This is a genomic window from Pseudomonas sp. MF6394, from assembly GCF_002018845.1.
GTDB classification, from domain to species: domain Bacteria; phylum Pseudomonadota; class Gammaproteobacteria; order Pseudomonadales; family Pseudomonadaceae; genus Aquipseudomonas; species Aquipseudomonas lactis.
The window spans coordinates 1-24,861 of the sequence record NZ_MVOJ01000050.1; the positions used below are offsets into that span (position 1 = coordinate 1).

The window sequence follows — 24,861 nt, forward strand, 5'->3', positions numbered from 1 at the left end:
GGCCACCTCATGAACACTACTGGCAGACAGGCACTCTTCAATCAATGATTGCTTGAGCGCTAGGTTGTATTTCGTCATGGAACACTCTCCCGAGGGGGCAGGTGTCCAACATTCGGGGGGCAGTTCACGTCAGGGCGGAACCCTAAGTGGCCGTTACCGCAGCAATGGATATGCACACAATCCAACTGTGTCGCCTGCCAGGCCGCCTTCGCGAGCAAGCCCCACATTGGGATCGTGTGGGGTTTCAGGTAGATATGGGGCGGCTGTCAGGCCGCCATCGCAGGCAAGCCAGCTCCCACAGTTGGATGGTGGGGTGTCTGGTAGATGAGCATCGGCTGTCGGGCCGTCACGGGAGCAAGCTCCCTCGCCACAAAGAAACTTGCGTGGCTTCAGGCAGGACGCGACATCACCGCCAAACGCACAGCCAACGCCATCAACACCGCCGCCAAGCCCCACTTCTGCAGCCAGGCGCTTTTTGTGCGCTTGGCGAAAAAGCGAGTGAGCGCCCCGCCAAACAGGCCCAACAGCACATGAAACACGCTCGCGATCAGCGTCAGCACGCCGCCCAGCACCATCAGTTGCAAGGCGATGGGCCCCGCCTCGGGCCGCACAAACTGTGGCAGGAACACCATGAAAAACAACAACGCCTTGGGGTTGAGCAAACTGTTGAACATGGCCTGCAAAAACACCCGGCCCAACGCCACCCGGCCGACGTGAGGGGTGTCCAGGCTGGGGCGCTTCTGCAGGGTTTTGAAGACCAGCCACAGCAGGTAGATCACGCCCGCATAACGGATCAGATCGAATGCCGGCGGCCAACTGGCGACCACCGCCGTCACCCCCATGGCGGTCAATGCCGTCAGCAACAGGTCGGCCACGCCGATCCCCAGGGCCGAAGCAACGCCGCCGCGCCAGCCATGGGTGACACCCTGGCTGATGACAAACGCCATGTTCGGCCCCGGTGACAGCAACAACAGCAACACAGCGCCGGAAAAAACACCGAGTGTGACGAGGCTGATCATGGTTGAACCGTCCGCTGGGAAAAACCCAGATTAATCGGCGCTGGCAGGCCCTACAAAAAATTGTGCTGGATACATTGCTCACGCAGCGAACCCAGTGATTGCTGAATGCCACGACCAACGTCTAGAATGCGAAACATTATCAATTAAGCCTGCTGCGCCAGGATGACCATGTCGAGCGATCACCCACTGGACCCTGCTGCCATCGGCCAGCTTTACCAAGCCCACCATTCCTGGTTGCGAGGCTGGTTGAGCCGGCGCACGGGCTGCCAGGAGCGCGCCGCTGACCTCGCGCAGGACACCTTCGTGCGCCTGCTCAACGCGCGTCAGCAACAGACCTTGCAGCAGCCGCGCGCGTATCTGAGCAGCATCGCGCGCAGCTTGATGATCGACCAATACCGGCGCCGCGAACTGGAACGCGCCTACCTGGAAAGCCTGGCACACTTCCCGCAAGTAGAGGTGCCGAGCGAAGAAACAAAGCGGCTAATCCTCGACAGCCTGGAGCGCATTGACCGTCTGCTCGACCAGCTCAAGCCGAGGGTGCGCGAGGCGTTCCTGTTGGCCCAATTGGACGGCCTGACCTGCCCGCAGATCGCCTTGCGCCTGGGCGTGTCCAAGGCAACGGTGGAACGCGACCTGTCCAAGGCGCTGCACGCCTGTTACCGGTTGCGCTATGCCGACTCCTGACTCGCGCCTGGTCGACCAGGCCATCCAGTGGATGATCAAGCTGCGCTACAACACCGCCGACGACGCGAGCACCGCGGCCTTTGAACAGTGGCTGCACACCAGCGACGCGCATCAACAGGCCTGGCATCGGGTCGCCACCCTGAATGATGATTTCAACCACTTGCCAGCGCATGTCAGTCGCCATGCACTCGACGGCGCACGCCAGCAAGTTAGCCGTCGTGACAGCCTGAAAATGCTCGGGCTGTTTACCGGCGCAGCAGGTTTAGCCTGGTTGGGTCGCGACTACACGCCCCTGCCAGCCTTGATGGCGGACTACCGCACCGCCACCGGCGAGCGGCGCTGGGTGGTGTTGGACGATGGCAGCAAGGTCCAGCTCAACAGCGCCAGCGCCGTCGACATTACCCCTGGCGCCGAACAACGGCTGGTGAACCTGCGCCAGGGTGAAATTTTGATCAATACCGGGGCCGACCACCGTCCGCTATGGGTGCATACCCGCGACGGTTACCTGCGCGCCCTCGGCACGCGCTTGCTGGTGCGCGAAGAACCCCAAGGCACCCTACTGGCCGTGCAACAGGGTGCGGTGGCGGTGTTTGCCAATCGCCATGACGGCGCCGCACGCCAGGTGATCAAGCCTGGGGAACAGGTGGTGTTCAACCGTAGCGGCATTCGCCCGTCCCCCAACAACGGCCTGGACCCCTGGGCCTGGAGTGACGGCGTGATCAGCGCCCACAACATGCGCCTGGACGACTTCCTGGCCGAACTGGGCCGCTATCGCAATGGGTTGCTGCGGTGCAGCGAAGCCGTGGCGGGGCTACGCGTTTCTGGCACTTACCAACTGGATGACACCGACCAGGTGCTCAAGTTAGTGGCGCAATCGCTGGCAATCGATGTGACCTACCGCAGCCGCTACTGGGTGACCGTCTCCGCTCGCGCGTGACAGGCCAAAAATAAATGAGGTGAATTCTCATTGCCACTCGACCTGTAAGGAAAGGCCGATCAACAGGCCGGTGTTGTCCATTTCCTTCAGGAGCATCCCGCGGTCATGCAAGCGTTCCCCTCCAAACGTTCACCCCTCAGACACGCCCTCAATGCCACCCTCCTTGGCGCGTGCGTGGCGGCCAGCGCCTTGCCGTATACCGCAAGTGCCCAGGAGCCCGGCAGCGAGCGCCAGGCCCGCGCCTGGAATATTGCGCCTGGGCCTCTGGCGGGCGCCCTTGATCAGTTTGCGCGGCAGGCCGGTATCAGCCTGTCGTATGACGCTGGCAGCGTGGCAGGCAAAAGCAGCCCGGGGCTGAGCGGCACCCTGGCCCCACAACAGGCCCTGAACCGGTTACTTCAAGGCCAGGGTTTGCAGGCTCAGAGCCAGGGCCAGAACGCTTGGTTACTGCTACCTCAGCAGCAAGCCGGCTCGGCGCTGAACCTGGGCGCCACCACCATCACCGGTGATCGTTTGGGCACCACCACCGAAGGCAGCGGCTCCTACACCACCGGCGCGGTGACCATCGGCAAGGGCGAACACAGCCTGCGACGCACGCCGCAATCGGTGAGTGTGATGACACGCAAGCTGATGGATGACCAGAACATCACCACCATCGACGAATTGCTGGAGCGCACCCCAGGGATCACCAGCTACGAATCGCCCATGGGCGGCAAGTATTTTTACTCCCGGGGCTTCAAGATGCTCGGCCAGTACCAATTCGATGGCGTACCGCTGGACATCGGCAAGGACTACATACAAGCCGACAGTTTCAGCGCGAACATGGCGATTTATGACCGTGTGGAAGTGCTTAAAGGCGCTGCCGGAATGCTCAAGGGCGCCGGCACCGCCAGTGGCGCAGTAAATTTCGTGCGCAAGCGGCCCCAGGCCAAGCCCACTACCAGCCTCGGGTTGTCGGCGGGTACCTGGGATAACTACCACGCCGAACTCGACACCGGCGGCCCGCTGAACGACAGCGGCACGGTGCGTGGTCGAGCATCGGTCAGCCAACAGAATCGCGGCTCCTACATGGACCTTGCCAAGCGCCAGGACCAGGCGTTTTACGCGGCCCTGGACATGGATGTCAGCCCTGACACCACCCTGGGCTTCGGGGCCAGCTATGAGGATGTCGACTCCACGCCGTGCTGGAGCGGCCTGCCGCGTTATCGTGACGGCAAAAGCCTCGGCCTGAGCCGCTCCACCTGCCTTGGCCAGGCCTGGAACGATTGGCAAAGCCAGCGCACCACGCTGTTCGCCGATATGACCCATCACTTCAGTGACAACTGGAAGCTAAAAGTCAGCGCTGTACACAGCCGCAATCTGCAAGACATCAAATACGCGGCCAGCGAGAGCACCGTGGACTATGGCAACCCGGCCCCCACGCTTACCAGCTACGCAGCCTTGCTGGACTACGATCACAAAGACTATGGCCTGGACGCCTATATCGACGGTCAATTTGAAGCCTTTGGCCTGCAACATGAGTTGATCCTCGGCGCCAATGGCAGCCGTGGCACTCAGGACGATGTCTATGCGATCCGCAACCTGCCCCAGCGCCAAAGCGTCTTCAACCCCAACCACCACTTCCCGGAACCTGCCGACGATACCTTCTGGCCCAACATGTACCGTGGCGGCACGGTCAAGGAAACCGCCACTCAATACGGTGCCTACGCCACCTTGCGCCTGCGTCTGGCCGAACCTTTGATGCTGGTTCTCGGCAGTCGCGTCAGTTGGTATGAAAACCGCCGTGAGTCCCTGAACCTGGCCTGGGGCGAGTGGACCGACCAGGATGCACGCACCAAGGAAACCGGGGTGGTCACGCCGTTCGCCGCGCTGATCTACGACCTCAATGACAACCTTTCGGTGTACGCCAGCTACGCCGATATCTTCCAGCCCCAAAGCTCCTACGCTACGGTCAGCGGTTCGGCCCTCAAGCCGAAAATGGGTGAGAACTATGAGTTTGGCATCAAGGGCGAATGGTTTGACGGGCGCCTGAACAGCTCCCTGGCGCTGTTTCGCGCCATCGAAAAAAACGCCGCCCAAACCGACTTCATCACCCGCTGCGGCAGTTCCTCGGACGGCTACTGCTATACCGACACGGGCAAAGTGCGCGCCCAAGGCGTGGAAGCCGAACTGAGCGGCGAATTGCTTGAACGCCTGCAAGTGTTTGGCGGCTACACCTACACGCAAACCAAGAACCTGAAGAACATCGACAGCGCAGCCGAAGGCGCGGTGTCCAACACCTACGTACCCCGGCATATGCTGCGTTTGTGGGGCGACTATCAGTTGGACGGTGCGCTGTCGAAATGGACCGTCGGCGCAGGCGTCAACGCCCAAAGCAGCAACTACCGATTGCAAAACATCAAACTGGAACAGGCCGGCTATGCCTTGTGGAATGCGCGCCTGGCGTATCAGGTGGACGACACCTGGACGGTGGCGCTCAACGGTAACAACCTGTTCGATAAAAACTACTACCAGACCGTGGGTACCTCAGGCTGGGGTAATCTTTATGGAGAGCCGCGCAACCTCACGCTGAGCCTCAAAGGCAAATTCTAAGCCCTGCACATCCCCCCTGTAGGAGCGAGCTTGCTCGCGAAAAACTCACAGACGCCGCGTGTACCCAGGAAGCACGCGTTATCGTTGACGTTTTTCGCGAGCAAGCTCGCTCCTACCATAAGGCCTTGCGCCATCGTCAAAAGCTTTTCGTGGCTGGCAGGCAAATCCCCAGTTTGTTCCTACACTCCAAAAAGCCATCATCGATTCTCGATTATTCTGAAATACCCACCATGCACGTCAACAAACCGTCATATCATGGAGGCCTTGAGAGGACTATCGAAGAAAACGGACAAAAAGCCAAATCATTGACACAAATCCTCAAAGGAGCCACTATTTAGCCATCACCCAGTAAATGCCTGCGTCTAGACAGCCATTACGGATTACCCAGCAACAGAGGTCGTTCGATTTGCACCACTTGTAATGCATACCTGCCTTATGGATGAGCAAACGAATAGGAACGTTCTGGTGGTGTATTGAGGATCTGATGTATGCGCGGTAAATCGTCCGTTGATAGCCTGTTTTTGACTCGCACCGGTTTCGTAGAGTTTTTTGTCGTTTTCGTAAAACTGATCCATGGGCTGACCGCAATCTCGCCGGCGATCATTCTGTTGTTCTACCCGGACCCTGTCGCAGAACACATGCGCACTCACTACTTGGGCCTGCTGGCGTTCTTTGCGATCCTGACCATTATCTTGTTCCAGGCCCTGGGGGTTTACTCCGATGACCTGTTCAGCAATCGCCTGCGTTTTCGCGTGATGCTGGTGGCCTGGGTCTCGGCGTTTTGCATTCTGTTGTTCATGTACCAGATCCTGCTCCTGTTCCCGCAGTTGAGCCCTCGCAACCTGATGTTCTGGTTTTCCGCGAGCCTGGTGCTGTTTGGCGTGGAGCGGATCCTGATGCTGCGCCTGTACCGCCATTTGATGGACAACGGCAAATTCCTCCAGCGCACCGTGATCCTGGGCTTTACCGACACGGCCGTGCATGTGGCTGAACACCTGTCGCGCAACAGTGACATCCGTTCCGGCCTGATCGGTTTTATCGACGACCGTACCGAGCGCATTCCCAAGGAGTTGAGCCGCTTGCCGTTGCTGGGCAATACCCGCGACCTGGAAAAGCTGATCCGCTCCGAACAGGTCAACCAGGTGATGATCACCCTGCCCTGGGCCGCCGAGCAGCGCATCAATGGGTTGGTCAAGCGCCTGCGGCAGATGTCGGTGAACGTCATGCTGGTGCCGGACATGGCCGCCCTGCGCTACGGCCATAACCGCATCACTGATGTGGGCGGCATCCTGATGTTCAACACCTCGCAGTTGCCGCTGCGAGGCTGGTCGCCCTTTATCAAGCGTTGCGAAGACCTGCTGCTGGCCAGCATCGGCCTGTTGCTGCTCTCGCCGGTGATGCTGGTGACGGCTATCGCGATCAAACTCGATTCCAAGGGCCCGGTGCTGTTTCGCCAGAAGCGCTATGGCTACAACGACAACCTGATTCGCGTGTTCAAGTTCCGCTCGATGTACGTCGAGCAGACCGACCTCAACGCCGAGAACCAGACCACGCGCCAGGACCCGCGCATCACTCGGGTCGGCAGGATCATCCGCAAGACCAGCATTGATGAGCTGCCCCAACTGTTCAACGTGCTGCTGGGCAATATGTCGATGGTCGGCCCGCGCCCCCACGCCACGGCCACCAAGGCTGCGGGAATTCCTTTCGAGGAAGCGGTCAGCGAATACAGCTCGCGCCATCGGGTCAAGCCCGGCATTACCGGTTGGGCGCAGATCAATGGTTACCGCGGCGAGACCGATACGCTGTTCAAGATTCAGAAACGGGTCGAATACGACCTGGAATACATCGCCAAATGGTCCGTATGGCTGGACCTCTACATCGTTTTCATGACGGTCCCGGCCGTTCTTTCCACCAAGGAAGTCTATTGATGAACCCACTTAACGGATTGATTCCCTGCATCATCTCCGGTGGTTCGGGTACGCGGCTGTGGCCGGTTTCGCGGCAGAACATGCCCAAGCCTTTCATGCGCATGCGCGACGACCAGAGCCTGTTGCAGAAGACCTTCCTGCGGGCCAGTCACTTGCCGGGCGTCGACAGCATCCTGACCGTGACCAACCGCGACCTGCTGTTTCGCACCCTGGACGACTACCGCGCGGTGAACACCCAGCGCCTGGGCCTCGACCTGCTGCTGGAGCCGTTTGGCCGCAACACCGCCGCCGCCATCGCCGTGGCTGCGTTGCATGTGCAGGAGCATTTTGGCGCGGACGCGCAGTTGCTGGTGATGCCGGCCGATCACCTGGTGCTGGATGAAAGCGCCTTTGCCCAGGCGGTGGAAAAAGCCCGCGCCTTGGCCGAAGCCGGTTACCTGGTGACCTTTGGCATCCAGCCTGACCGAGCAGAAACCGGCTTTGGCTATATCGAACAAGGGCCGGCACTGGGCGCAGGTTTTCGGGTGCAGCGCTTTGTCGAAAAGCCCGACCAGGCCACCGCCCAAGGCTACCTGGACGGCGGCAAGCACCTGTGGAATGCCGGCATGTTCTGCTTCAAGGCCGCCACCCTGCTGGAAGAATTGGCCAGCCACGCACCGGCAGTTTTAGAGGCGGCCAAGGCTGCGCTGGAGCACAGCCAGAGCCTGCAAAACAGCAGCAGTCGCCAGCGCGAGCTGAGCCCGGAAGGTTTCGGCACCGCGCCGGATATCTCCATCGATGTGGCACTGATGGAAAAATCCGCCCAGGTCGCGGTCGTGCCCTGCGACATCGGCTGGAGCGATATCGGCTCCTGGGAAGCCCTGCGCCAACTCACGCCCAGTGACGACAATGGCAACCAGATCAACGGCGAGGCGATCCTGCACGACGTGCATAACTGCTACATCGACTCGCCCAAGCGGGTACTCGGTGCGGTGGGCGTGCGTGACCTGATCATCGTCGACACCCCCGACGCCCTGCTGATCGCCGACGCCCATCGCAGCCAGGACGTGCGGCATATCGTTGCCGAACTCAAGCGCCAGAATCACCCGGCGTTCAGCCTGCATCGCACCGTCACCCGCCCGTGGGGTACCTACACGGTGCTGGAAGAAAGCACGCGGTTCAAAATCAAGCGCATCGTGGTCAAGCCCAAAGGTTCGCTGTCCCTGCAAATGCACCATCACCGCAGCGAGCACTGGGTGGTGGTCAGCGGCGCGGCGATGATCACCAATGGTGAGCGCGAAATCCTGCTCAACATGAACGAGTCCACCTACATTCCCGCCGGGCACAAGCACCGCCTGACCAACCCCGGCATCATCGACCTGGTGATGATCGAGGTGCAGAGCGGTGAGTACCTGGGTGAAGACGACATCGTGCGCTATGACGACATCTACGGCCGCGCGCCGGTTGAAGTGAAGCCCTGATGCGTACGTCATTGATCATCCCCACCCGCAACGCGGCCAGCCACCTGGACCGCCTGTTGCCAGCCCTGCGCATGCAGACGTTGCAGCCAGATGAAGTGCTGGTGGTCGACAGCGCATCGAGCGATGACACCGTGGCGCGCTTTCGCGAATTCGGCGCGCGCGTGGAGGTGATTGACGCCCGTGATTTCAACCACGGCGGTACCCGGCGCTGGGCCAGCGAGCAGGTGGGCGGCGACGCCTTGATCGTGATGACCCAGGACGCGATCCCCGCCACCGCCGAGACCTTCGCCAACCTGATCAGCGAGCTGCAACTGGACCCGCTCAACGGCGTGGCCTATGGACGGCAGCTGCCGCACCCCGGCGCCGGCGTGCTCGGCGCGCAGTCGCGGCACTTCAACTACCCTGCCTCCAGCCGCACCAAGCGCCTGGACGACGCAGCGCAACTGGGCATCAAGACCTGCTTCAGCTCCGACTCGTTTTCGGTGTACCGACGCAGCGCCCTGAGCGCGGTCGGCGGTTTCCCCCAGGATGTGATTGGCAGTGAAGACGCCTATGTGGCCGCGCGCATGCTGCTGGCCGGTTACCAGGTGCGCTATGCCGCGAGTGCGCAGGTTTATCACTCCCATGATTACCGCTTGCTGGAAGAGTTTCGCCGCTACTTCGATATCGGTGTGTTCTACGGCCGCGAGCCGTGGATTGGCCAGGCGTTTGGCGACGCCGGCGGCGAAGGCAAACGTTATGTGCTGGCCGAACTGCACGCATTGCGCGAGGCCAACGCGCTGTACCGCGCCCCCGAAGTGGTGGTGCGCAGTGCCTTTAAATTGCTGGGCTATCGCCTCGGCCACCTTGAACGCCACCTGCCCAACGCGCTTAAACGGCGCCTGGGCATGTTTTCCACCTACTGGACTTGAGCCGTCATGAAGACTATCAACCGACGTTTCCGTCTTACCCTGCTCGGCCTCTTGAGTGCCTCAATCTGGCTGGCCGGTTGTTCGACCCCCGCGCGGGTGCCGCTTCCTGATAACGACACGCTCAAGGCCGGCCATCAAGCATCGCTGACCCTGGCCGACCTGCCGCCCCCGCAGGTGTTGATACAGAGCGGCGACTCGCTGCGCATCGTGCGTGATGCCCAGGAGCCGGCGGCGGCCGATGACATGACGATATTCGTGGTGCGCCCAGACGGCGTGATCTCGGTGCCCAACATTGGCCGGGTCAAGGCGGCCTTGCGCACGCCCGAAGACCTGGGCAAGGAAATCACCGAGAAGTACAAGCGCATCTACCGCGAACCGGCGGTGACGGTGAACATCGCCAGCGCACCGAGCAACAAGGTGTTTATCGGCGGTGCGGTGTCCAACCCGGCCTTTTTCGACCTGGCCGGCAACGTCAGCGTCGAGCAGGCGCTGCTCAGCTCCGGCGGTGTATTGCCCTCGGCGGATGCCTCCAACGTAGCCTTGCTGCGCACCGGTCCCGACGGCAAGTACAGGACGTACTTCATCAGCCTGGAAAGCATGCTGACCAACCCCAATCACCCGCGGGTGGCGTTGCAGCGTGGCGATTTGATCTTTGTGCCGCAGTCGGGCATCGGCGCGACGGTAGAGGCTGTGGATATGTACTTCACCAAGCTGTTTCCGGTTAGCAAAGGGGTTGGGTTGGGCTTGAATTATCAGCTCAATGGCAACAAGTCCGGCGATACCTATATCAGCGCTCCACAATGATTATCACGCAGGCTTTGTATCACTTGAGCACGCCGATTTTATTCGACGAACAACATCTATCCAACGGAGTGATCCTGTGATCGAAATCCGCTCTCTTCGCGACCTGCTGCGGCTGTTTTTCATCTACCGCCGCGAATTCAAACTGGCCGTGCTCACCACGATCGTCATCGCCGTGCTCGGTGCCTTCCTGCTGCCGGCTCGCTACGAGTCGGACGCGCGCTTGCTGGTCAAGCCGGGGCGGGACAACACCACCTTGCCGATCGAGGCCGCCAACCGCCAGACACTGATTGCCCCGAGCACCCAGCACGACCCGATTGTCGACGAAGAAAAAATGCTCACGGGCCGGCCCATCGTGCATATCGTTGCCGAACGCTATATGGCGATGACCGCCGAGCCGCCGCAAGGCTTCTGGAAGGTCACCAAGTTCTACATCAAAAAGGGCGTTGGCGAAGTCATCAATGGCATTCGTAGCGTGCTGCAGTTCGTCGGCCTTGCCGAGAAACAAAGCCCGCTGGAACGCCTGGCGACCTCACTGGAGAAGAACTTCACCGCCGGCCACGAGCCGGGTTCTTCGGTGATCGAGATTTCCTTCACCTGGGACGACCCGGCGGTGGCGCAAAAAATCGTCGAGACCTGGGTCAACGCCTACCTTGAAGAACGCGCGCGAATTCTCGGGCGCAAGAGCCTGCACACCTTCTATGAAACCGAACGCGCCAAGGTGGCGGAGAATATCCAGAGCCTGAAGGACCAGTTGCAAGGCCGCTTGAAGCAGATCGACTCGATCAGTGTCGATGCGCGCCTGAAGAACCTGACCAACCAGATCGACCGCGTCACCGACGCCAAGGTCAGCGCACAGAACCAGATCTCGGGGATTCGCAGCCTGCTGGCCAACGCCAGCCAGCAGATCAAGAGCCAGCCGGCAGACGTGGTCACGATGCGCGAAACCAGCCTCAACCCCACCCAACTCGACCTCAAGCGCCAGCTCAACGCGCTGCAAGTGGAGCGGGCTCGGCTGTTGCGCACTTACCTGCCAGGCACCCCGCAGGTCAATCAGATCGAGCAGAACATCCGCGACATGGAAGCCCTCAGCGCCCAGGAAGCTACGCGCCTGGAACGCTCGCAGAACACCGCGCCCAACAGCCTGGTGATCAACGTCAAACAGCAAATGATCGACGCCCAGTTGCAAGAGCGCAAACTGGCCGGGGAAATCGAGAACTACGACAAGACCCTTGCCGAACTGCGCACCCAGCGTGACCAGGCGATGACCGATGAACCGCAACTCAACACCCTGAGCCAACAACTGCGCACCGCCGAAAAAAGCTATGCCTTGTACTCGGACAATCTTGAACAGGCGCGAATCGACCACGAACTGGACAACAGCCAGATCAGCAACATCGCCCTGATCGAACACGCCACCCTCAACCCGGCACGCGTGTTTCCCAAGAGCCTGCTGATGCTGTTGTTCGCTATTCCCGCTGGCGTTGCCGTGGGCTTGCTGACCATCTATGTGCTGTACCTGCTGGACCAGCGCATCCACGATGGCACACGCTTGCAGGAGATGTTCCATGTGCCGCTGTGGAGCAGCATTCCCGATGTACAGGACGCAACGCCGGCAGCCGTCACCGCCAGCCTTTATCGCTTGTACAGCCTGTTGCCCCTGGATCGCATTGCCACCCAAGGTTTTGCCCTCGGCCTGACCTCGGCGCGCCATGGCGAGGGTGTCACCTTTATCGCCGAGCAACTCAAGCGCCTGCTGGAGGAGCGTGGTCACCGCGTCTCGGTCGATGGGGCGAACGCGCCAACGCCGGGTGAAGTGTTGCTGCTGGACGCCTCGGCGCTGTCCTCCAACCCGCAGGCGTTCCTGACGCTGCGCCGCGCTGACCAGATTGTGCTGGTGATCGAAGCCCGCACCAGCACCGTACCAACCATTGAAAATGCCGTGTCGTTGCTGACCACCGCGTTCGGCAAAGTCGACGGCATGATCCTCAACCGCCGTCGCTTCGAAGTGCCGGCCAAGGTGCTGGCGCGACTCAATAGCTGGCGTGGGGCGGCCTGATGCGTATCGCATTGCTGGCGCCGCTGCCACCGGAGCAGACCGGGATCGCCGATTACGCCGCGCACTTGCGCAACGCGTTGATCGAACAAGGCCTGGAGGTGGTGACCCCACTCGCCGGCTGCCTGGAGCTGCCTGAACAGTTGAAGCGCCTGCAGGCCTTTGACTGGCGCAGCGTGGACCTGGTGCATGCTGAACTGGGGGGTGGACGCTTCGGTGAGTTCCAGGCGCTGGAGTACCTGCGCCGGGCGCAACCGCACCTCCCGTTAACCGCCACGGTGCATGACCCGGAGCGCCTGATCTGGCGCCGGGCCAAGCTGTTTTTCCCTTTGACCCTGCTTGAACGCCTGCCCCATCCGCTGCCCCAAGCGGCGGCGCTGCTGGCCGACCCGTTGACCTTGCACGAAGAGCGGCGCCTGGCCAAAGGCATGCGCCGCCTGATCACCCTCACTCGCCTGGGCGGCGACTGCCTGCGCCAGCGCATGGGCCTGCGCCCGCAACAGGTGGCGGTGATTGCCCATGGCAACCTGCCCATCGCGCCCCAGGCGTTGCCGCCACTGGCGCCGTTGCGCCTGCTGTATTTCGGCTTTATCTACCGCGGCAAGGGCATTGAGGACCTGCTCCAGGCCCTGGCCCAATCACTGGCCGCCCACCCGCAATGCCGAGGCCAGGTACGCCTGACCCTGGCCGGTGGCACCGCGCCGGAAATGACCTTTGACCCCGCCGGCAACTACCTCGACGGCCTACGCGAGCAGATCAGCGCGCTGCATCTTGAAGATGTGGTGGACTGGCAACTGGACCTGCCCTCGGCGCAGATCCCTTCTACGATCCAGGCGCACCATGTGATGGTGCTGCCCTATCGCGAATCGAAAAAACTCAGCTTCCTGGGGCAGATGCGTGGCACCAGTGGCGCGCTGTCGTGGGCCAATGCATGCGGGCGCGGGGTGATCACCTCCAACGCCCGCGCCTTTGCCGAAGAGGTGGCCGGCGGCAATGGCATCACCTATCAGCAGGGCGATACAGCGTCCTTGAGCAACGCCTTGAGCCGCTTGATCCTCGAGCCGCAACAGGCGCAGCAATGGGCCGCCCGGGCGGGAGAAATCGGCCACCAACGCCAGTGGGCCAACACGGCCCAGCGGTTTGCTGAATTATTTCGGGATGCTTGTGAGGAGCCGTTGCGATGAACCTGCCATCCGTTCGCCCACTGTGGCGCTACCTGCCGCTGGCGCTGTCAATCGCCGTGGGTAGCGCCCTGCTGTTGAGTGAAAAAGTCGATGCACAACCGGTGAACCTGGCCCCGAAGCGCACCGTAGTCTGGAAGGACTTTCTCGGCGTAAACGCACACTTTCTGTGGTTCACACCCGAGCAGTACCACAAGCAGATCAAGCAGTATAAAAAGCTTGGATTGCAATGGGTGCGGGTCGACCTGCACTGGGATCGCCTGGAACCCAAGGAAGACGATTATCAGCTCGGCACCTTCGATGAACTGGACCGCACCCTCACCGCCGAAAAACTGCGTTCAGTGTTTTACCTGGTGGGCTCGGCGCCCTTTATCACCACCGCACCCAAGGGCGTGCCGTTCCAGGACCAGTATCAACCGCGGGACGCCAACATCTATGCCATGCGCCTGGCCGTCCTGGCCAAGCGTTACCCGAATATCGATGCCTGGCAGGTGTGGAATGAACAGAACCTGCCGAACAACTGGCGCCCCAAAGTCAACGCCAAGGAATACGCGCAGTTGTTGTTGGCCAGTCACAAGGCCTTGAACATTGCAGCGCCGGACAAACTGCAGGTCATGGGTGGCATGGCGTATTACAGCCAGATGCCGCCGCGTGGCAAAACCCTGATGTTTGAAGCGCTCGGCGCGCTGGGGGTGCAAAGCCTGGGCATGGTCGCGGCTTATCACCCTTATTCGATGACTCCGGAAACCGATGAGCCGGGCAAGAACGAAGTGCTGCTGCGCGGCGATCAACTCAATTCAATGCTGCACGGTGCCGGGATCAAGCAGGTCTGGGCCACTGAATGGGGCTGGTCCAGCTATGCCGGCCCCAAGGAGATGCAAGACCTGATCGGTATCGACGGGCAAGCCGATTACACCTTGCGCCGCCTGGCGTTGATGGCGTCCCAGGACTACCAGAAGATCTTCCTGTTCGCGCTGTCCGACCTCGACCAACGCGCCTCGCCACGCGACCAGCATTACGGCCTGTTGAACCTTGATGGCGAACCCAAGCCGGTGTACACCGCCCTCGCCCGCTTCCTGGAGATCACCGGCCCCACGCTTAAACCCGGCAACACGCCGCAGTTGCAGGATGTACCGGACAGCTTCTACAGCGTGGCCTGGACCCGCCCTGACGGAAAAAACCTGCTGATGTATTGGAGTGCCAAAGGCAGCAGCATCAGCCTGCCCGGCATCAAACGCGCAGAACTGCTGGACCCGCTGACCGGCGCCCGGCAAACCCTGAGCGACGACAACGGTATTCGCCCAACGGTGAAGCCAAGTTTGCAGATACTGGTGTGGTAGCCCCGGGCATGGAGAGCTGTACATGAGAATCCTCTGGATTGTGCCCTACCTGCCGTGGCCGACCACCAGCGGCGGCAAGACGCGGCAGTACCATTTGCTGCGCACCTTGAGTGAGCGCGGGCATCGCATCACGCTGCTGGCGCAATCGAAAACGCCGGCCGATGACGCGGCGCATGCGGCCTTGGAGCCGTTGCTTGAACGCCTGATCGTGGTTCCACGCCGGCCACTGAAACACCCGCTGACCCTGCTCGGCGGCCTGTTCGCGCCCTGGCCGCTGCTGACCACGGTCAACGGCCTATCGGCACCGTTGCAGGCCCAGTTTGCGCAACTGTTGAATGAGCGCTGGGACGTGATTCAGGTAGAACACAGCTACAGCCTGCAACCGTTTCTACGCACCTTGCAGCAGCAACGGCGCGAGTTTGTGCTGACCGAGCACAACCTGGAATCGAGCCTTGGCGGCGCCACTTATGACCGCTTCCCCAAGTGGGCCGCACCGTTTGTGCAGTACGACCAGTGGCGCTGCCGACAATGGGAACGCAAGGCGTTCGATGCCGCCGCTCATGTGGTCGCGGTGACCGAGGCGGACGCTCAGGCCATGCGGCCATTGTCGTCGACGCCGGTGAGCGTGGTGGTCAATGGGGTCGACAGCCGCGCCTTCGCCGAGGTCAACGCCGATGCGCAGAGCCAGCGCCTGTTGTTCGTCGGCAATTACGAGTACGCACCGAACCTGGACGCTGTGCAGTGGCTGCTTGAAGAGATCTTCCCCAGGCTCTGGTTGCAGTGCCCGAACGCACGCCTGGCGGTGGTCGGCTATGGCTTACCCGAACACTGGCGCGAGCGTTGGCCCGATGAACGTATCGAGTGGCTGGGGTTTGTTCCCGACCTGTGCGCCTTGCAACGCCGCTGCGCCGGTTTTGTCGCCCCGTTGCGCCATGGCGGCGGCTCCAAGCTCAAGGTATTGGAAGCGATGGCCGCCGGCTTGCCGCTGGTGAGCACGGCCCAGGGTGTTTCCGGGTTGGCGGTACAGCCGCAGGTGCATTACCTGGCCGGCGAAAACGCCGAGGCCCTGGCCGACGCCGTTGTGCGCCTGCTGGATGAACCGTCGCTGGCCGGGCGACTGGCCAATGCCGCACGCGACTATGCGCGGCAATACCACGACTGGGCGGTGGCGGGTAATGAACTGGAACACCTCTACCGCAGCTTGCTTACCGCCAAGGAGTCTCAGCCATGCGTGTAGCCCTGGACTATCGCCCCGCCACGGTTGCGCCGTCTTCGGGCATCGCCCGCCAGGTCGTGGCCCTGGAAGACGCCCTGCGCGCGCGGGGCAACACCGAGGTGGTGCTGTTCACTGAGGCGCCTCTGGAGCATCCGCAACGCCAGACTGCCGTTTGCCCGGCCTGGGCCAGCCCGCTGGACGGCCTGCAACGCCCACAGGTGCGCTTGCGGTTCGAGCGCGGCTTCTTGCCCAAGGCGCTGCACGAGCAGCAGATCGACCTGTACATCGCCACGGCCAATATGGGCTTGCCGCTGTGTCGCAAACCCGCCGGCACCCGCTATGTGCTGGTGCTGCATGACCTGTTTCAGCTCACCCACCGCAACTTCCATCGCTCCAAGCTCAAGGCCCTGGCCTACCGCCTGATCGACGGGGCTTCGATTGCCTGGTCAGTGTGGCAGGCTGACCGGGTGTGGTGCCCTTCGCAGTTTTCCTGCAATGAGGCCGCGCGCCTGTTCCCCTGGGCACGGGCCAAGTTCCGCGTGCTGAACAACCTGGTGCCCGAACTGAATGCAGCGCCAGAGCCGCTGCCCGCCAACCTGCCGGCGCGTTACTGGCTGGTGGTGGGCACGCGGGAGCCGCGCAAGAACATGGCGTTCTTCTTGCGCCAATGGCAGGCCTGCCGTGCGCTGAACCCTGATGTGCCGGACATGGTACTGGTGGGCCACGCCAGCGATGTACCAGCATCACTCGGCGACCTGCCGGGCCTGCATTGGTGCAGCGGTTTATCGGACGGCCAACTGCAAGCGCTCTACCGTCATGCCGCGTGCTTGTGGCAGCCGTCCTATGCCGAGGGCTTTGGCTTGCCGGTGGTGGAAGCCTTGAGTGTCGGCACGCCGGTAGCAGTGGCGCGCGGCAGCGCCCTGGATGAAATCGCGCCGCCCAACGCCCCGCGCTTCGCCCCCCATGACGCCGAGCAACTGCACAAGGTCATGCAACAACTGGCCGGCGCCGAGGCCACGCAAGACGGCGAAACACACCGCGCCTGGGCCCGGCAATTTGCCGAACCGGCTTATCGCGCGCGCCTGGACACTTTGCTCAAGGAATTGGACCGCTAATGCTGCCAGGAAAATTCGTCAGTCTGCTGCTGGGCCTGGTGTTCGGCGGGTTGCTGTTGGCCCTGTCGCCGATCAAGGTCATGCTGGTGGTGGCCGGTGTGGCCGTGGCCTTGACGCTGATCCGCTTTCCCCTGTGGGGCTTGCTGATTTTCGCGGTACTGGCCACCAGTATTCCCTATACCACCTTGCAACTGGGCATCCGCACCACCGTCAGCGAGGCGGTACTGGGGCTGACCTGGGTCGGGGTGTTCTGGCAATCGTTCATCGGCAAGACCCGTGGTTTCATGCTGTGGCGGCCGACCGAGCGGGCGCTGATGTGGCTGATGCTGTTCAGCACCATTCCGTTTATCTGGGGCATGCTGATCATCCATGCCGAAGGCAACGGGCCGGTGAACTGGGTGCGCTGGCTGATGAACCTGTCGATGTTGTTTATCGTGCCGCTGCTGCTGCGCACCGACGCCGACCGCGACAAGGTGGTGGTCGCCTTGTTGCTGGGTAACCTGGCGATGCTGTTGCTGTCGATCTTCATGTTCCTCAAAACACGCAACGCGATGTCGATGATCGATATTCTCACCGACCTCAAATACGCCCACCCGGAAGCGGTGAAGGATATTTTCTCTGCCAACTACACGCGCATGGCCTCGCCCTGGGTGCACCCCAACCTGACCGGTGGCGTGCTGGTGCTGTTTATTCCGCTGGCACTGTTTTATGGCTGGACCCGCAGCGGCTGGCGTCGGGCGCTGGGCCTGGCGGTGGCGGTGCTGGGGTGTGCCGGCCTGCTGCTGAGTATTTCCCGTGGCGCCATCGTGGCCCTGGCGCTGGTGTTGATCTGGCTGGCCTACAAGCGCGTGCCGAACAGCGGGCGCATCATCGGTATCGGGGCGGCGTTCGCCGTTGCGCTGGTGATGTTCTATCCGCCGTTGCAGGACCGCTTGATGACCATCTTCTCGACCACCAACGCCAGTACCGAAATCCGCTTTGACGAGTACGCCAGGTTCCCCACCGCCATGGCGACCTTCCCCCTGGGGATCGGCTTCAAGATCGACCCGCCCGTGCCCGGTTCCAATCTGTTGGGGATCTCCAACCTGTGGCTGAACTTCATCTACAAGGTGGGCCTACCCGGGATGCTGCTATTTATCACCGTCACCCTGTTGTGGTGGCGCGAAGTGCGGCCCCTGGGCCAAGTGCGCAAAGTCACCGCCGACAATGCGCTGTGGCTGGGGTGCATCTGCGGCGTGCTGGCGGCGCTGCTGACGGGGATTTTCGACCACTATTTCAGCTTCACCTTTGTACTGATCGCGCTGTTCTGGCTGTTGATGGGCATGAGCCTGCAACAGGTGCGCCTGCGCCCCTCCATTACCGCCCCTGTTGCTGCTATTGCGCCAAAGGATAACCAACCATGAAGCACCGGATGATTCACTCCACCGACTTGCGCGACCGCCTCCCCACGCTGGCCGCTGAAATGGGCGTGAGCCTGCCGGACCTGGAAGAGGCGCTGGACTGGTGCCTGGCCAACGACGTGGTATTTGAAGAAGGCGAAGGCGACAACAAGCGCTTCTGGATCAGCTCCATCGACCTGGAAACCGCGATTGAGCAACCGGTGGCGCGCCGCCTGTTCCGACGGATGAAACAGGATCTGCCGGCCCAGCTACTGCCGCGTTACGGCAAAAACTGGGCAACCGTCAAAGACCGGTGGCGCAGTGTCTGGGACATGGCCTACAACATCTTGATCAACAAGATCCCCAGCCACCATGTGCGCATCGCCTGGCTGCGCCTGGGTGGCGCGAAGATCGGCAAGGGCTCCAGCTTGTGGCGTAACACCGAAGTGCTGGGCATGCACAATCTGGTGGTCGGCGACGATTCGGTAATCGGTTGGCATTGCCAGGTAGACGCTCGCGCCGGGCTGGTGATCGGCAACCATGTGGCGATTGCTTCCCACGTTTTGCTCATCGCCGGCAGCCATGATCTGCAAGCGCCGGAGTTCTGGTCGATTTCCGGGCCGACTTACATCGACGACTACGTCTGGATCGGCAGCCGTGCGTTGATCGGCTTCGGCACGCACCTGGGCTATGGTTCGGTGATAAGCGCCAATACCGTGGTGGCCAAAGCCGTGGCGCCCTACAAAATCATTGGCGGCAGCGGCGCCAAAATCATGGGCGAACGTTGCCATGATCTGAACTACAAGGTGGGTGGCAAAGGCCTGTTCACCCTGTTCCACTGATGTTCGGCAGCACGCTCTGGCTGACCCTGGCGACGCTCGCCGGGCTGGTGGCCGGTTTTGCCCGCGAATGGCTGCTGGTGGCGGCCTGGGGTGCGGGCAGTCGCAGCGACGGGTTTCTGGTGGCGGTGTTTTTGCCCGAAGCATTGCGCATGACCCTGGCCGCCGGCTTGCTCGCAGCGGCTGCCCTGCCCCTCTATCAGCAACGCGACCCACAGCGCCAGCAAGCCTGGCTGGCCAGCCTGTCCCCCCGCCTGCTGGGCGTGGGCCTGGCCCTGTTTGCCCTACTGGCGCTGGGCGCGCCGCTGTGGGTGCGCCTGATCGGCCCCGGCCTGGACGCCGCGGCCCAGGCCCAGGCCGCCGCCAACCTGCGCTGGCTGGCGGCCTGTGCGCCAGGCTTGGTGATGCATGCGTTGTTCAGCATTCCCTTGCAGGCACGCCAACGTTTTGTCCTGCCGGGCCTGGGCTCTTTATTGTTCAATCTGCCACCGGTGCTGTACCTGTTTATCCGTGGCAGCTCCAGCGACAGTGCCGAGCTGGCCATGAGCTTTTTTGCTGGCAGTGTGTTGATGTGCCTGCCGTTGCTGGCGCCGGTCTGGTCCTTCGGCTGGCGGCCGTGGCAGGTCAGCGGCGACCCGCTGGCAGGCCGCGAATTGCTGGGGCGCATCGGCCCGTTGTTGGCCAGCAACGTGGCCAGCCAGGGCCTGGCGCTACTGGAGCGCTTGATCGCCAGTTTCCTGGGGGACGGCGCTGTGACGTGGGTTAACCTCGCGCGCAAGCTGATCAACCTGCCACTGATTGCCTTGATGAGCCTTAACCAAGTGCTGCTGGGCATGATGAGCGGCGAGCAAGGCCAACAGCGCCTGGCCCTGCTGCGCCGCGGCCTGGATGCAGCGACCCTGCTGAGCCTGCCTGCGGCCTTCGGCCTGATTGGCGCCAGCCCCACACTGATTCATCTGCTGATGCCCGCCCAGAGCGTCGACGGCCCACTGCCGGCGCTGCTGGCCTGGTTCGCCACGCCCCTGGTGTTTGGCGCCTGGAACGCCATGCTCGCCCGCTATGCCTATGCCAGCGGCGACACGCGCCTGCCGCTCAATTGCGAACTGCTGGGCAGCCTGGTCAATGCCGCGTTGCTGGTGGTGCTGCCCTATTGTTTCGGCCTGCCGGGGATCGCCTTGGCGGCGTTGGGTGGCGTGGTGGTGACCAACCTGTTGCTGATGCACCGCCAGCAACTGCTCGGCCAACTGGGCTGGCCGTTGCAGTGGGGTTTGAGCGGGGTGCTGTTGGGTGTGGCGGCGCTGGCCCTGCACCCCTTGCACAACGATGGCTGGCAGTTGGGGTTGAGCAGCCTGGCCGGCGCGCTGGTGTTGCTGGGGCTGGGGCTTTGGCTCAAGCCATGGAAGGCCTGAGGCCGGACCCCACCAGAGCGGTGGGATGGGGACCGGTTCAATCCTCCAGTGGCTTGGGGGCTTTGCTGCCGGGTTTGGCGGGTTTGCTGCCCTTGGCCGGAGCCGCTGGCGCGGCTGGAACAGGCTCTGGCTCGGCAGGTGCGGCAAGCTCCTTTTCCGCCTGAGGCATCTGGTCGATGGCGCTGAAGAATTCCTTCAGGTCGAGGCTGTCCGGGGGGACGGTTTTTTCGAGTTTCTTCTCGCCGTCCTTGCCGATCAGGATCACCTTGGTACCGCTGCCGACGCCGAGCTTGAGGGCGCGGATCAGCGCGTTGGTTTCAGGCGGTGTGAGCTTTTTACTGTCCTTTGGGTCTTTGGCGAACTTCTCCCCTTCGGCGCCAATGCTGCCGAATTTGACGGTGTAGAACACCATGCTGCGCTCTTCGAAGGACTGCTTGGTGGCAGCCTCTTCCAGTTGTTTCTTCAGCGTTGCCAGTGTCGGGTTTCCAGCATCAAGCTCCACGACCACCAGAGGGCGCGTCTTGCCCAATTCCTGCTTGAGCGGATTATCATCAGCGGCCAACAACGGCCCCGTAAAAGCCATCAAGGTAGCCAGGGTCAGCGACCGGATGAGCATGCGCACCTCCTTTGAATTCCATGCAGGGTTCTTGAGTTTCATGTCTGCGACAGCCAAATTCAAGGATGATTCCTACATCACTTTGAGAAGCGTAGGTCAGGAAGCCCGCTACGCAAGGGCTTGGACAGTGGCCTGGTCATTGTTTCTTCCGGTTACGAGACTTTCCACTGCGGCCAATGCCGGGCAAAAACGGGGGCCACGACAGGGTCAGCGTCTACCCGCTCCAGGCTCTGCGCAAAGCCCGGCGCCAGGTTGCCGAGCACCGCGCGCGCGTCGTCCCAACGCGACACCGCCGCCGCCATGATGCCCAGTGCATTCGGCACGTTGCTCGGGGTCAACAGCTGGCCGGCAAACTGATCGGCAAACACGACCCAGGCCTGATGCAGGTAGCGCCGTGTGCCGCTGACCAGTTGCGCTTGCTGCGCCTCATCGGCATTGCCCAACCAGCGTTGCGGGTAGTCGATGATGCCGATCGCCGAATAACAGTTGGCGGCGATGTAGAGCAAGCCGCGCAGGATCTGCGTACGATCGCCGGCCAGCAACTGGGCCTTGGGATACTCCAGGCCCAGGTGGATCAAGATCGCGGCGCTTTCGGTCAGTACCTGGCCATTTGGAGTAACCAGCGTGGGGATCTGCTTGAGTGGATTGATACGTGCAAGGGCGTCACTGCCCTCGCCGTCCTGCCAGGAACTGGCCTCCACGCGATGCCACGGCACTGCGCAGCGTTGCAGGGCAATTTCGATCATGCAGGAGCCGGATTCGTCGGTGCCATAGAGGGTGTACATGGGCGTTTCCTCCTGAGCTATGGGCAATATGGAGAGTGTCGATTAGCTAGAATAGCCCCATCTGCCCGCCCACCAAGGTGCTGAAATCATCATTCACGAACGGCAGGATTGCGTCGGCCACGGGCTGCAATTGGCGCGTGACGTAGTGGTCGTAGTCGATGGGCGCCTGACGCACTTCCAGCGGTTCCGGGCCGTTGACGCTGATCACGTAGCTGATCCAGCCACCGCGCTGGTACTGGCGCGGGCGGCCCAGGCGGTCGTTGTACTCGTCCGCCAGGCGCGCGGCGCGTACGTGGGGCGGGACGTTGCGTTCGTAGTCGTGCAAGGGCCGGCGCAGGCGTTTGCGGTAGATCAGCAACTCATCGAATTCGCCGCTCAAGGTACGCCGCACGTAGTCGCGTATGTAGTCCTGATGGGGTTGGCGATGGAAGATGCGTTGGTAGAGTTCCTGCTGGAATTGCCGGGCCAGGGGCGACCAGTCGCTGCGCACGGTTTCCAGGCCCTTGTAGACCATGTCTTCACTGCCATCTTCGCGTACGACCAGGCCGGCATAACGCTTTTTGCTGCCCTCCTCGGCGCCACGGATAGTCGGCATCAGGAAGCGGCTGAAGTGGGTTTCGTATTGCAGCTCCAGGGCGCTTTGCAGGCCATATTCGTTGCTCAGGTGCGCCCGCCACCAGTCGTTGACGTGTTGCACCAGCGCCAGGCCGATGCGATTGGCATCCTGCGCAGAATGCGCACTGCCGAGCCAGACGAAGGTGGAGTCGGTGTCACCGTAAATCACCTCGTACCCTTGGGCCTCAACCAGCGCGCGGGTCTGGCGCATGATCTGGTGCCCCCGCAGGGTGATCGAGGACGCCAGCCGAGTGTCGAAGAACCGACAGCCGCTGGAGCCGAGCACACCGTAAAAGGCGTTCATGATGATCTTCAGTGCCTGGGAGAGCGGCGCATTGCGCTCGCGCTTGGCCTCTTCGCGGCCTTCGGACACGCGGGTGACGATGGACGGCAGGCAATGCCGGGTACGGGAGAAGCGCGCCCCGCGAAAGCCTTCCACCGAGTCGCTGTCGTCGGGATGCTTGAGGCCTTCGATCAAGCCCACCGGGTCGATGAGGAAACTGCGGATGATCGACGGGTAAAGGCTTTTGTAGTCCAGCACCAGCACCGACTCATAAAGGCCCGGGCGTGAGTCCATGACAAACCCGCCGGGGCTGGCTTGGGGCGGTTTGTCGCCCCGGTTCGGCGCAACAAACCCCTGGCGGTGCATCAACGGCATGTACAGGTGGGTGAAGGCGGCCACGGAACCGCCGTTACGGTCGGCCGGCAAGCCGGTGACGCTGGCGCGTTCGAGCAGGAACTTGAGCAGCTCGGTCTTCTCGAAAATCCGCGTGACCAGTTCGCAGTCCTTGAGGTTGTAGCGCGCCAGGGCGGGCTTGTCCTCGGCGAACATGCGGTTGATTTCGTCCATGCGCTGGTACGGCGTGGAGATGTCCTTGCCTTCGCCGAGCAGGGTTTGCGCGACGTTTTCCAGGCTGAAGGACTCAAAACTCCAGGTGGCCGAACGCAGCGCTTCGATACCGTCGATGATCAACCGCCCCGCCGCCGCAGCGAAGTAGTGATTGCGGCTGCCGTGCTCACGCCAGGCCATGGCTTCACCGCCACGTCCCAGCAACAGCGGCACGTTCAGGCGTTGGGCGTGTTCGTGGAGGACGCGCAGGTCGAACTGCACCACGTTCCAGCCGATGATCGCGTCGGGGTCAAACGTGGCCAGCCATTGGTTGAGGCGTTCGAGCAGTTGAGCGCGGGTGTCGCAATAGTCGAGCTTGAAATCCACGGCGTCGGTTTTGTTCGGCGGGCCGAGCATGTACACCTGGCGTTCGCCGCAGCCTTCAAGGGCGATGGAGTAGAGATCGCCCTGGGCGGTGGTCTCGATGTCCAGGGACACCAGCTTCAAGGGCGGACGGTAGTCGGGGGCGGGCTTCATCTGCGCGTCGAGCAAGGTGCCGCTTGCATCAGCGATGCCACCGAACCAGACCGGTGCGGTGATAAAACGCTCCATCATGTAGCGCTCGGGCGGGCGCACGTCACCTTCGTAGACATCGATCCCGGCAGCGCGCAGGCGCTTTTCGATGTCCATCAACTGCCGGTGCTGGCGGGCATACAGGCCCAGGACCGGGCGGTGATGAAAGTCGCACAGCTGCAACGGGCGCAACTCAAGATCGCGCTCGCCCTTGAGCAACCAATCGAGCGGCTTGCGGTAAGCCTCAGGAATGAACACCACCGAGGTTTGCACGGGTAGGCGAATGCACCGAGGCCCTTGGTCGGTGGCCAGCCAGAAGCTGACCTCCGTGCCCGCCGGGGTATCGCGCCAATGCCGGGTCAGGACAAAACCCTGCTGTAAATCCACCGTACCGCACCTCAAGAATCGCGTTCAGGGCGTGATTCTACTCGGCATCCGGTCCAAGGCGGCGGGTAAACGCATACCTAGCGCGCAATATCATAAAAAGGATGTCATCGTTTTTTAGGATAAGAATGCGCTGGCAATATCAAATGGCTATATAGGAAGATGGCGAGATTCAAGAAAAGGATTTCGCGC

The 24,861-nt window shown here is 62.0% G+C and carries 19 protein-coding genes; 15 read left to right on the plus strand and 4 right to left on the minus strand.

Annotated elements, in window-relative coordinates:
* Positions 1-389: 389 nt before the first annotated feature.
* Entirely contained in the window at positions 390-1,019 is a 630-nt protein-coding gene (locus MF6394_RS31080; RefSeq protein ID WP_047710488.1) for a LysE family translocator, read from the minus strand.
* A gap of 168 nt (positions 1,020-1,187) precedes the next feature.
* On the opposite strand from MF6394_RS31080, the gene MF6394_RS31085 reads away from it, so the two are divergent.
* From MF6394_RS31085 to MF6394_RS31160, 15 genes are all read left to right on the plus strand, one after another.
* Positions 1,188-1,703 (plus strand): sigma-70 family RNA polymerase sigma factor, encoded by a 516-nt coding sequence (locus MF6394_RS31085; protein ID WP_044273581.1) that lies wholly within the window; start codon positions 1,188-1,190, stop codon positions 1,701-1,703.
* Positions 1,690-2,640 (plus strand): FecR domain-containing protein, encoded by a 951-nt coding sequence (locus tag MF6394_RS31090; RefSeq protein ID WP_047710487.1) that lies wholly within the window; start codon positions 1,690-1,692, stop codon positions 2,638-2,640. The genes MF6394_RS31085 and MF6394_RS31090 overlap by 14 nt, the downstream gene beginning before the upstream one ends.
* A 105-nt stretch (positions 2,641-2,745) precedes the next feature.
* On the plus strand, positions 2,746-5,232 hold the full coding sequence (locus MF6394_RS31095) for a TonB-dependent siderophore receptor (protein ID WP_078468190.1): 2,487 nt from the start codon (positions 2,746-2,748) through the stop codon (positions 5,230-5,232).
* A 488-nt stretch (positions 5,233-5,720) separates the two neighbouring features.
* Positions 5,721-7,160 (plus strand): undecaprenyl-phosphate glucose phosphotransferase, encoded by a 1,440-nt coding sequence (locus MF6394_RS31105; protein WP_078468192.1) that lies wholly within the window; start codon positions 5,721-5,723, stop codon positions 7,158-7,160.
* Entirely contained in the window at positions 7,160-8,620 is a 1,461-nt protein-coding gene (locus MF6394_RS31110) for a mannose-1-phosphate guanylyltransferase/mannose-6-phosphate isomerase (RefSeq protein ID WP_044273578.1), read from the plus strand. The genes MF6394_RS31105 and MF6394_RS31110 overlap by 1 nt, the downstream gene beginning before the upstream one ends.
* Entirely contained in the window at positions 8,620-9,531 is a 912-nt protein-coding gene (locus tag MF6394_RS31115; RefSeq protein WP_078468193.1) for a glycosyltransferase family 2 protein, read from the plus strand. Before MF6394_RS31110 ends, MF6394_RS31115 begins: the two co-directional genes overlap by 1 nt.
* Before the next feature lie 6 nt (positions 9,532-9,537).
* Entirely contained in the window at positions 9,538-10,335 is a 798-nt protein-coding gene (locus tag MF6394_RS31120) for a polysaccharide biosynthesis/export family protein (RefSeq protein WP_078468194.1), read from the plus strand.
* Between the two features lie 76 nt (positions 10,336-10,411).
* A complete protein-coding gene (locus MF6394_RS31125) occupies positions 10,412-12,391 on the plus strand; it encodes a GumC family protein (RefSeq protein ID WP_003190210.1) in 1,980 nt (659 codons plus the stop codon).
* Complete coding sequence (locus tag MF6394_RS31130; RefSeq protein ID WP_078468195.1) at positions 12,391-13,572, plus strand: glycosyltransferase; 1,182 nt, start codon at positions 12,391-12,393, stop codon at positions 13,570-13,572. Before MF6394_RS31125 ends, MF6394_RS31130 begins: the two co-directional genes overlap by 1 nt.
* Positions 13,569-14,909, plus strand: a complete 1,341-nt coding sequence (locus MF6394_RS31135) for a beta-xylosidase (protein ID WP_078468196.1) — start codon at positions 13,569-13,571, stop codon at positions 14,907-14,909. Before MF6394_RS31130 ends, MF6394_RS31135 begins: the two co-directional genes overlap by 4 nt.
* Before the next feature lie 22 nt (positions 14,910-14,931).
* Complete coding sequence (locus MF6394_RS31140; protein ID WP_078468197.1) at positions 14,932-16,146, plus strand: glycosyltransferase family 4 protein; 1,215 nt, start codon at positions 14,932-14,934, stop codon at positions 16,144-16,146.
* A complete protein-coding gene (locus MF6394_RS31145) occupies positions 16,137-17,240 on the plus strand; it encodes a glycosyltransferase family 4 protein (RefSeq protein ID WP_078468198.1) in 1,104 nt (367 codons plus the stop codon). Before MF6394_RS31140 ends, MF6394_RS31145 begins: the two co-directional genes overlap by 10 nt.
* Positions 17,240-18,643 (plus strand): O-antigen ligase family protein, encoded by a 1,404-nt coding sequence (locus MF6394_RS31150; RefSeq protein ID WP_047710478.1) that lies wholly within the window; start codon positions 17,240-17,242, stop codon positions 18,641-18,643. Before MF6394_RS31145 ends, MF6394_RS31150 begins: the two co-directional genes overlap by 1 nt.
* Complete coding sequence (locus MF6394_RS31155) at positions 18,640-19,461, plus strand: acyltransferase (protein ID WP_003190200.1); 822 nt, start codon at positions 18,640-18,642, stop codon at positions 19,459-19,461. Before MF6394_RS31150 ends, MF6394_RS31155 begins: the two co-directional genes overlap by 4 nt.
* The gene (locus MF6394_RS31160; RefSeq protein ID WP_078468199.1) at positions 19,461-20,867 is read left to right on the plus strand and encodes a lipid II flippase MurJ; all 1,407 of its coding nucleotides are present in this window, start codon (positions 19,461-19,463) and stop codon (positions 20,865-20,867) included. The genes MF6394_RS31155 and MF6394_RS31160 overlap by 1 nt, the downstream gene beginning before the upstream one ends.
* A 37-nt stretch (positions 20,868-20,904) precedes the next feature.
* Here the strand turns inward: MF6394_RS31160 and MF6394_RS31165 are convergent, their stop codons facing one another.
* From MF6394_RS31165 to MF6394_RS31175, 3 genes are all read right to left on the minus strand, one after another.
* A complete protein-coding gene (locus MF6394_RS31165; RefSeq protein WP_032892532.1) occupies positions 20,905-21,483 on the minus strand; it encodes a DUF4174 domain-containing protein in 579 nt (192 codons plus the stop codon).
* Positions 21,484-21,635: 152 nt separating this feature from the next.
* On the minus strand, positions 21,636-22,268 hold the full coding sequence (locus tag MF6394_RS31170) for a glutathione S-transferase N-terminal domain-containing protein (protein WP_078468200.1): 633 nt from the start codon (positions 22,266-22,268) through the stop codon (positions 21,636-21,638).
* Positions 22,269-22,314: 46 nt separating this feature from the next.
* Positions 22,315-24,672, minus strand: a complete 2,358-nt coding sequence (locus MF6394_RS31175; protein ID WP_078468201.1) for a DNA polymerase II — start codon at positions 24,670-24,672, stop codon at positions 22,315-22,317.
* Positions 24,673-24,861 lie beyond the last annotated feature (189 nt).

Coding starts and splice junctions, on each gene's coding strand:
- MF6394_RS31080 (WP_047710488.1), bottom strand. CDS start 1,019: ATGATCAGCCTCGTCACACTCGGTGTTTTTTCCGGCGCTGTGTTGCTG.
- MF6394_RS31085 (WP_044273581.1), top strand. CDS start 1,188: ATGTCGAGCGATCACCCACTGGACCCTGCTGCCATCGGCCAGCTTTAC.
- MF6394_RS31090 (WP_047710487.1), top strand. CDS start 1,690: ATGCCGACTCCTGACTCGCGCCTGGTCGACCAGGCCATCCAGTGGATG.
- MF6394_RS31095 (WP_078468190.1), top strand. CDS start 2,746: ATGCAAGCGTTCCCCTCCAAACGTTCACCCCTCAGACACGCCCTCAAT.
- MF6394_RS31105 (WP_078468192.1), top strand. CDS start 5,721: ATGCGCGGTAAATCGTCCGTTGATAGCCTGTTTTTGACTCGCACCGGT.
- MF6394_RS31110 (WP_044273578.1), top strand. CDS start 7,160: ATGAACCCACTTAACGGATTGATTCCCTGCATCATCTCCGGTGGTTCG.
- MF6394_RS31115 (WP_078468193.1), top strand. CDS start 8,620: ATGCGTACGTCATTGATCATCCCCACCCGCAACGCGGCCAGCCACCTG.
- MF6394_RS31120 (WP_078468194.1), top strand. CDS start 9,538: ATGAAGACTATCAACCGACGTTTCCGTCTTACCCTGCTCGGCCTCTTG.
- MF6394_RS31130 (WP_078468195.1), top strand. CDS start 12,391: ATGCGTATCGCATTGCTGGCGCCGCTGCCACCGGAGCAGACCGGGATC.
- MF6394_RS31135 (WP_078468196.1), top strand. CDS start 13,569: ATGAACCTGCCATCCGTTCGCCCACTGTGGCGCTACCTGCCGCTGGCG.
- MF6394_RS31140 (WP_078468197.1), top strand. CDS start 14,932: ATGAGAATCCTCTGGATTGTGCCCTACCTGCCGTGGCCGACCACCAGC.
- MF6394_RS31145 (WP_078468198.1), top strand. CDS start 16,137: ATGCGTGTAGCCCTGGACTATCGCCCCGCCACGGTTGCGCCGTCTTCG.
- MF6394_RS31150 (WP_047710478.1), top strand. CDS start 17,240: ATGCTGCCAGGAAAATTCGTCAGTCTGCTGCTGGGCCTGGTGTTCGGC.
- MF6394_RS31155 (WP_003190200.1), top strand. CDS start 18,640: ATGAAGCACCGGATGATTCACTCCACCGACTTGCGCGACCGCCTCCCC.
- MF6394_RS31160 (WP_078468199.1), top strand. CDS start 19,461: ATGTTCGGCAGCACGCTCTGGCTGACCCTGGCGACGCTCGCCGGGCTG.
- MF6394_RS31165 (WP_032892532.1), bottom strand. CDS start 21,483: ATGCTCATCCGGTCGCTGACCCTGGCTACCTTGATGGCTTTTACGGGG.
- MF6394_RS31170 (WP_078468200.1), bottom strand. CDS start 22,268: ATGTACACCCTCTATGGCACCGACGAATCCGGCTCCTGCATGATCGAA.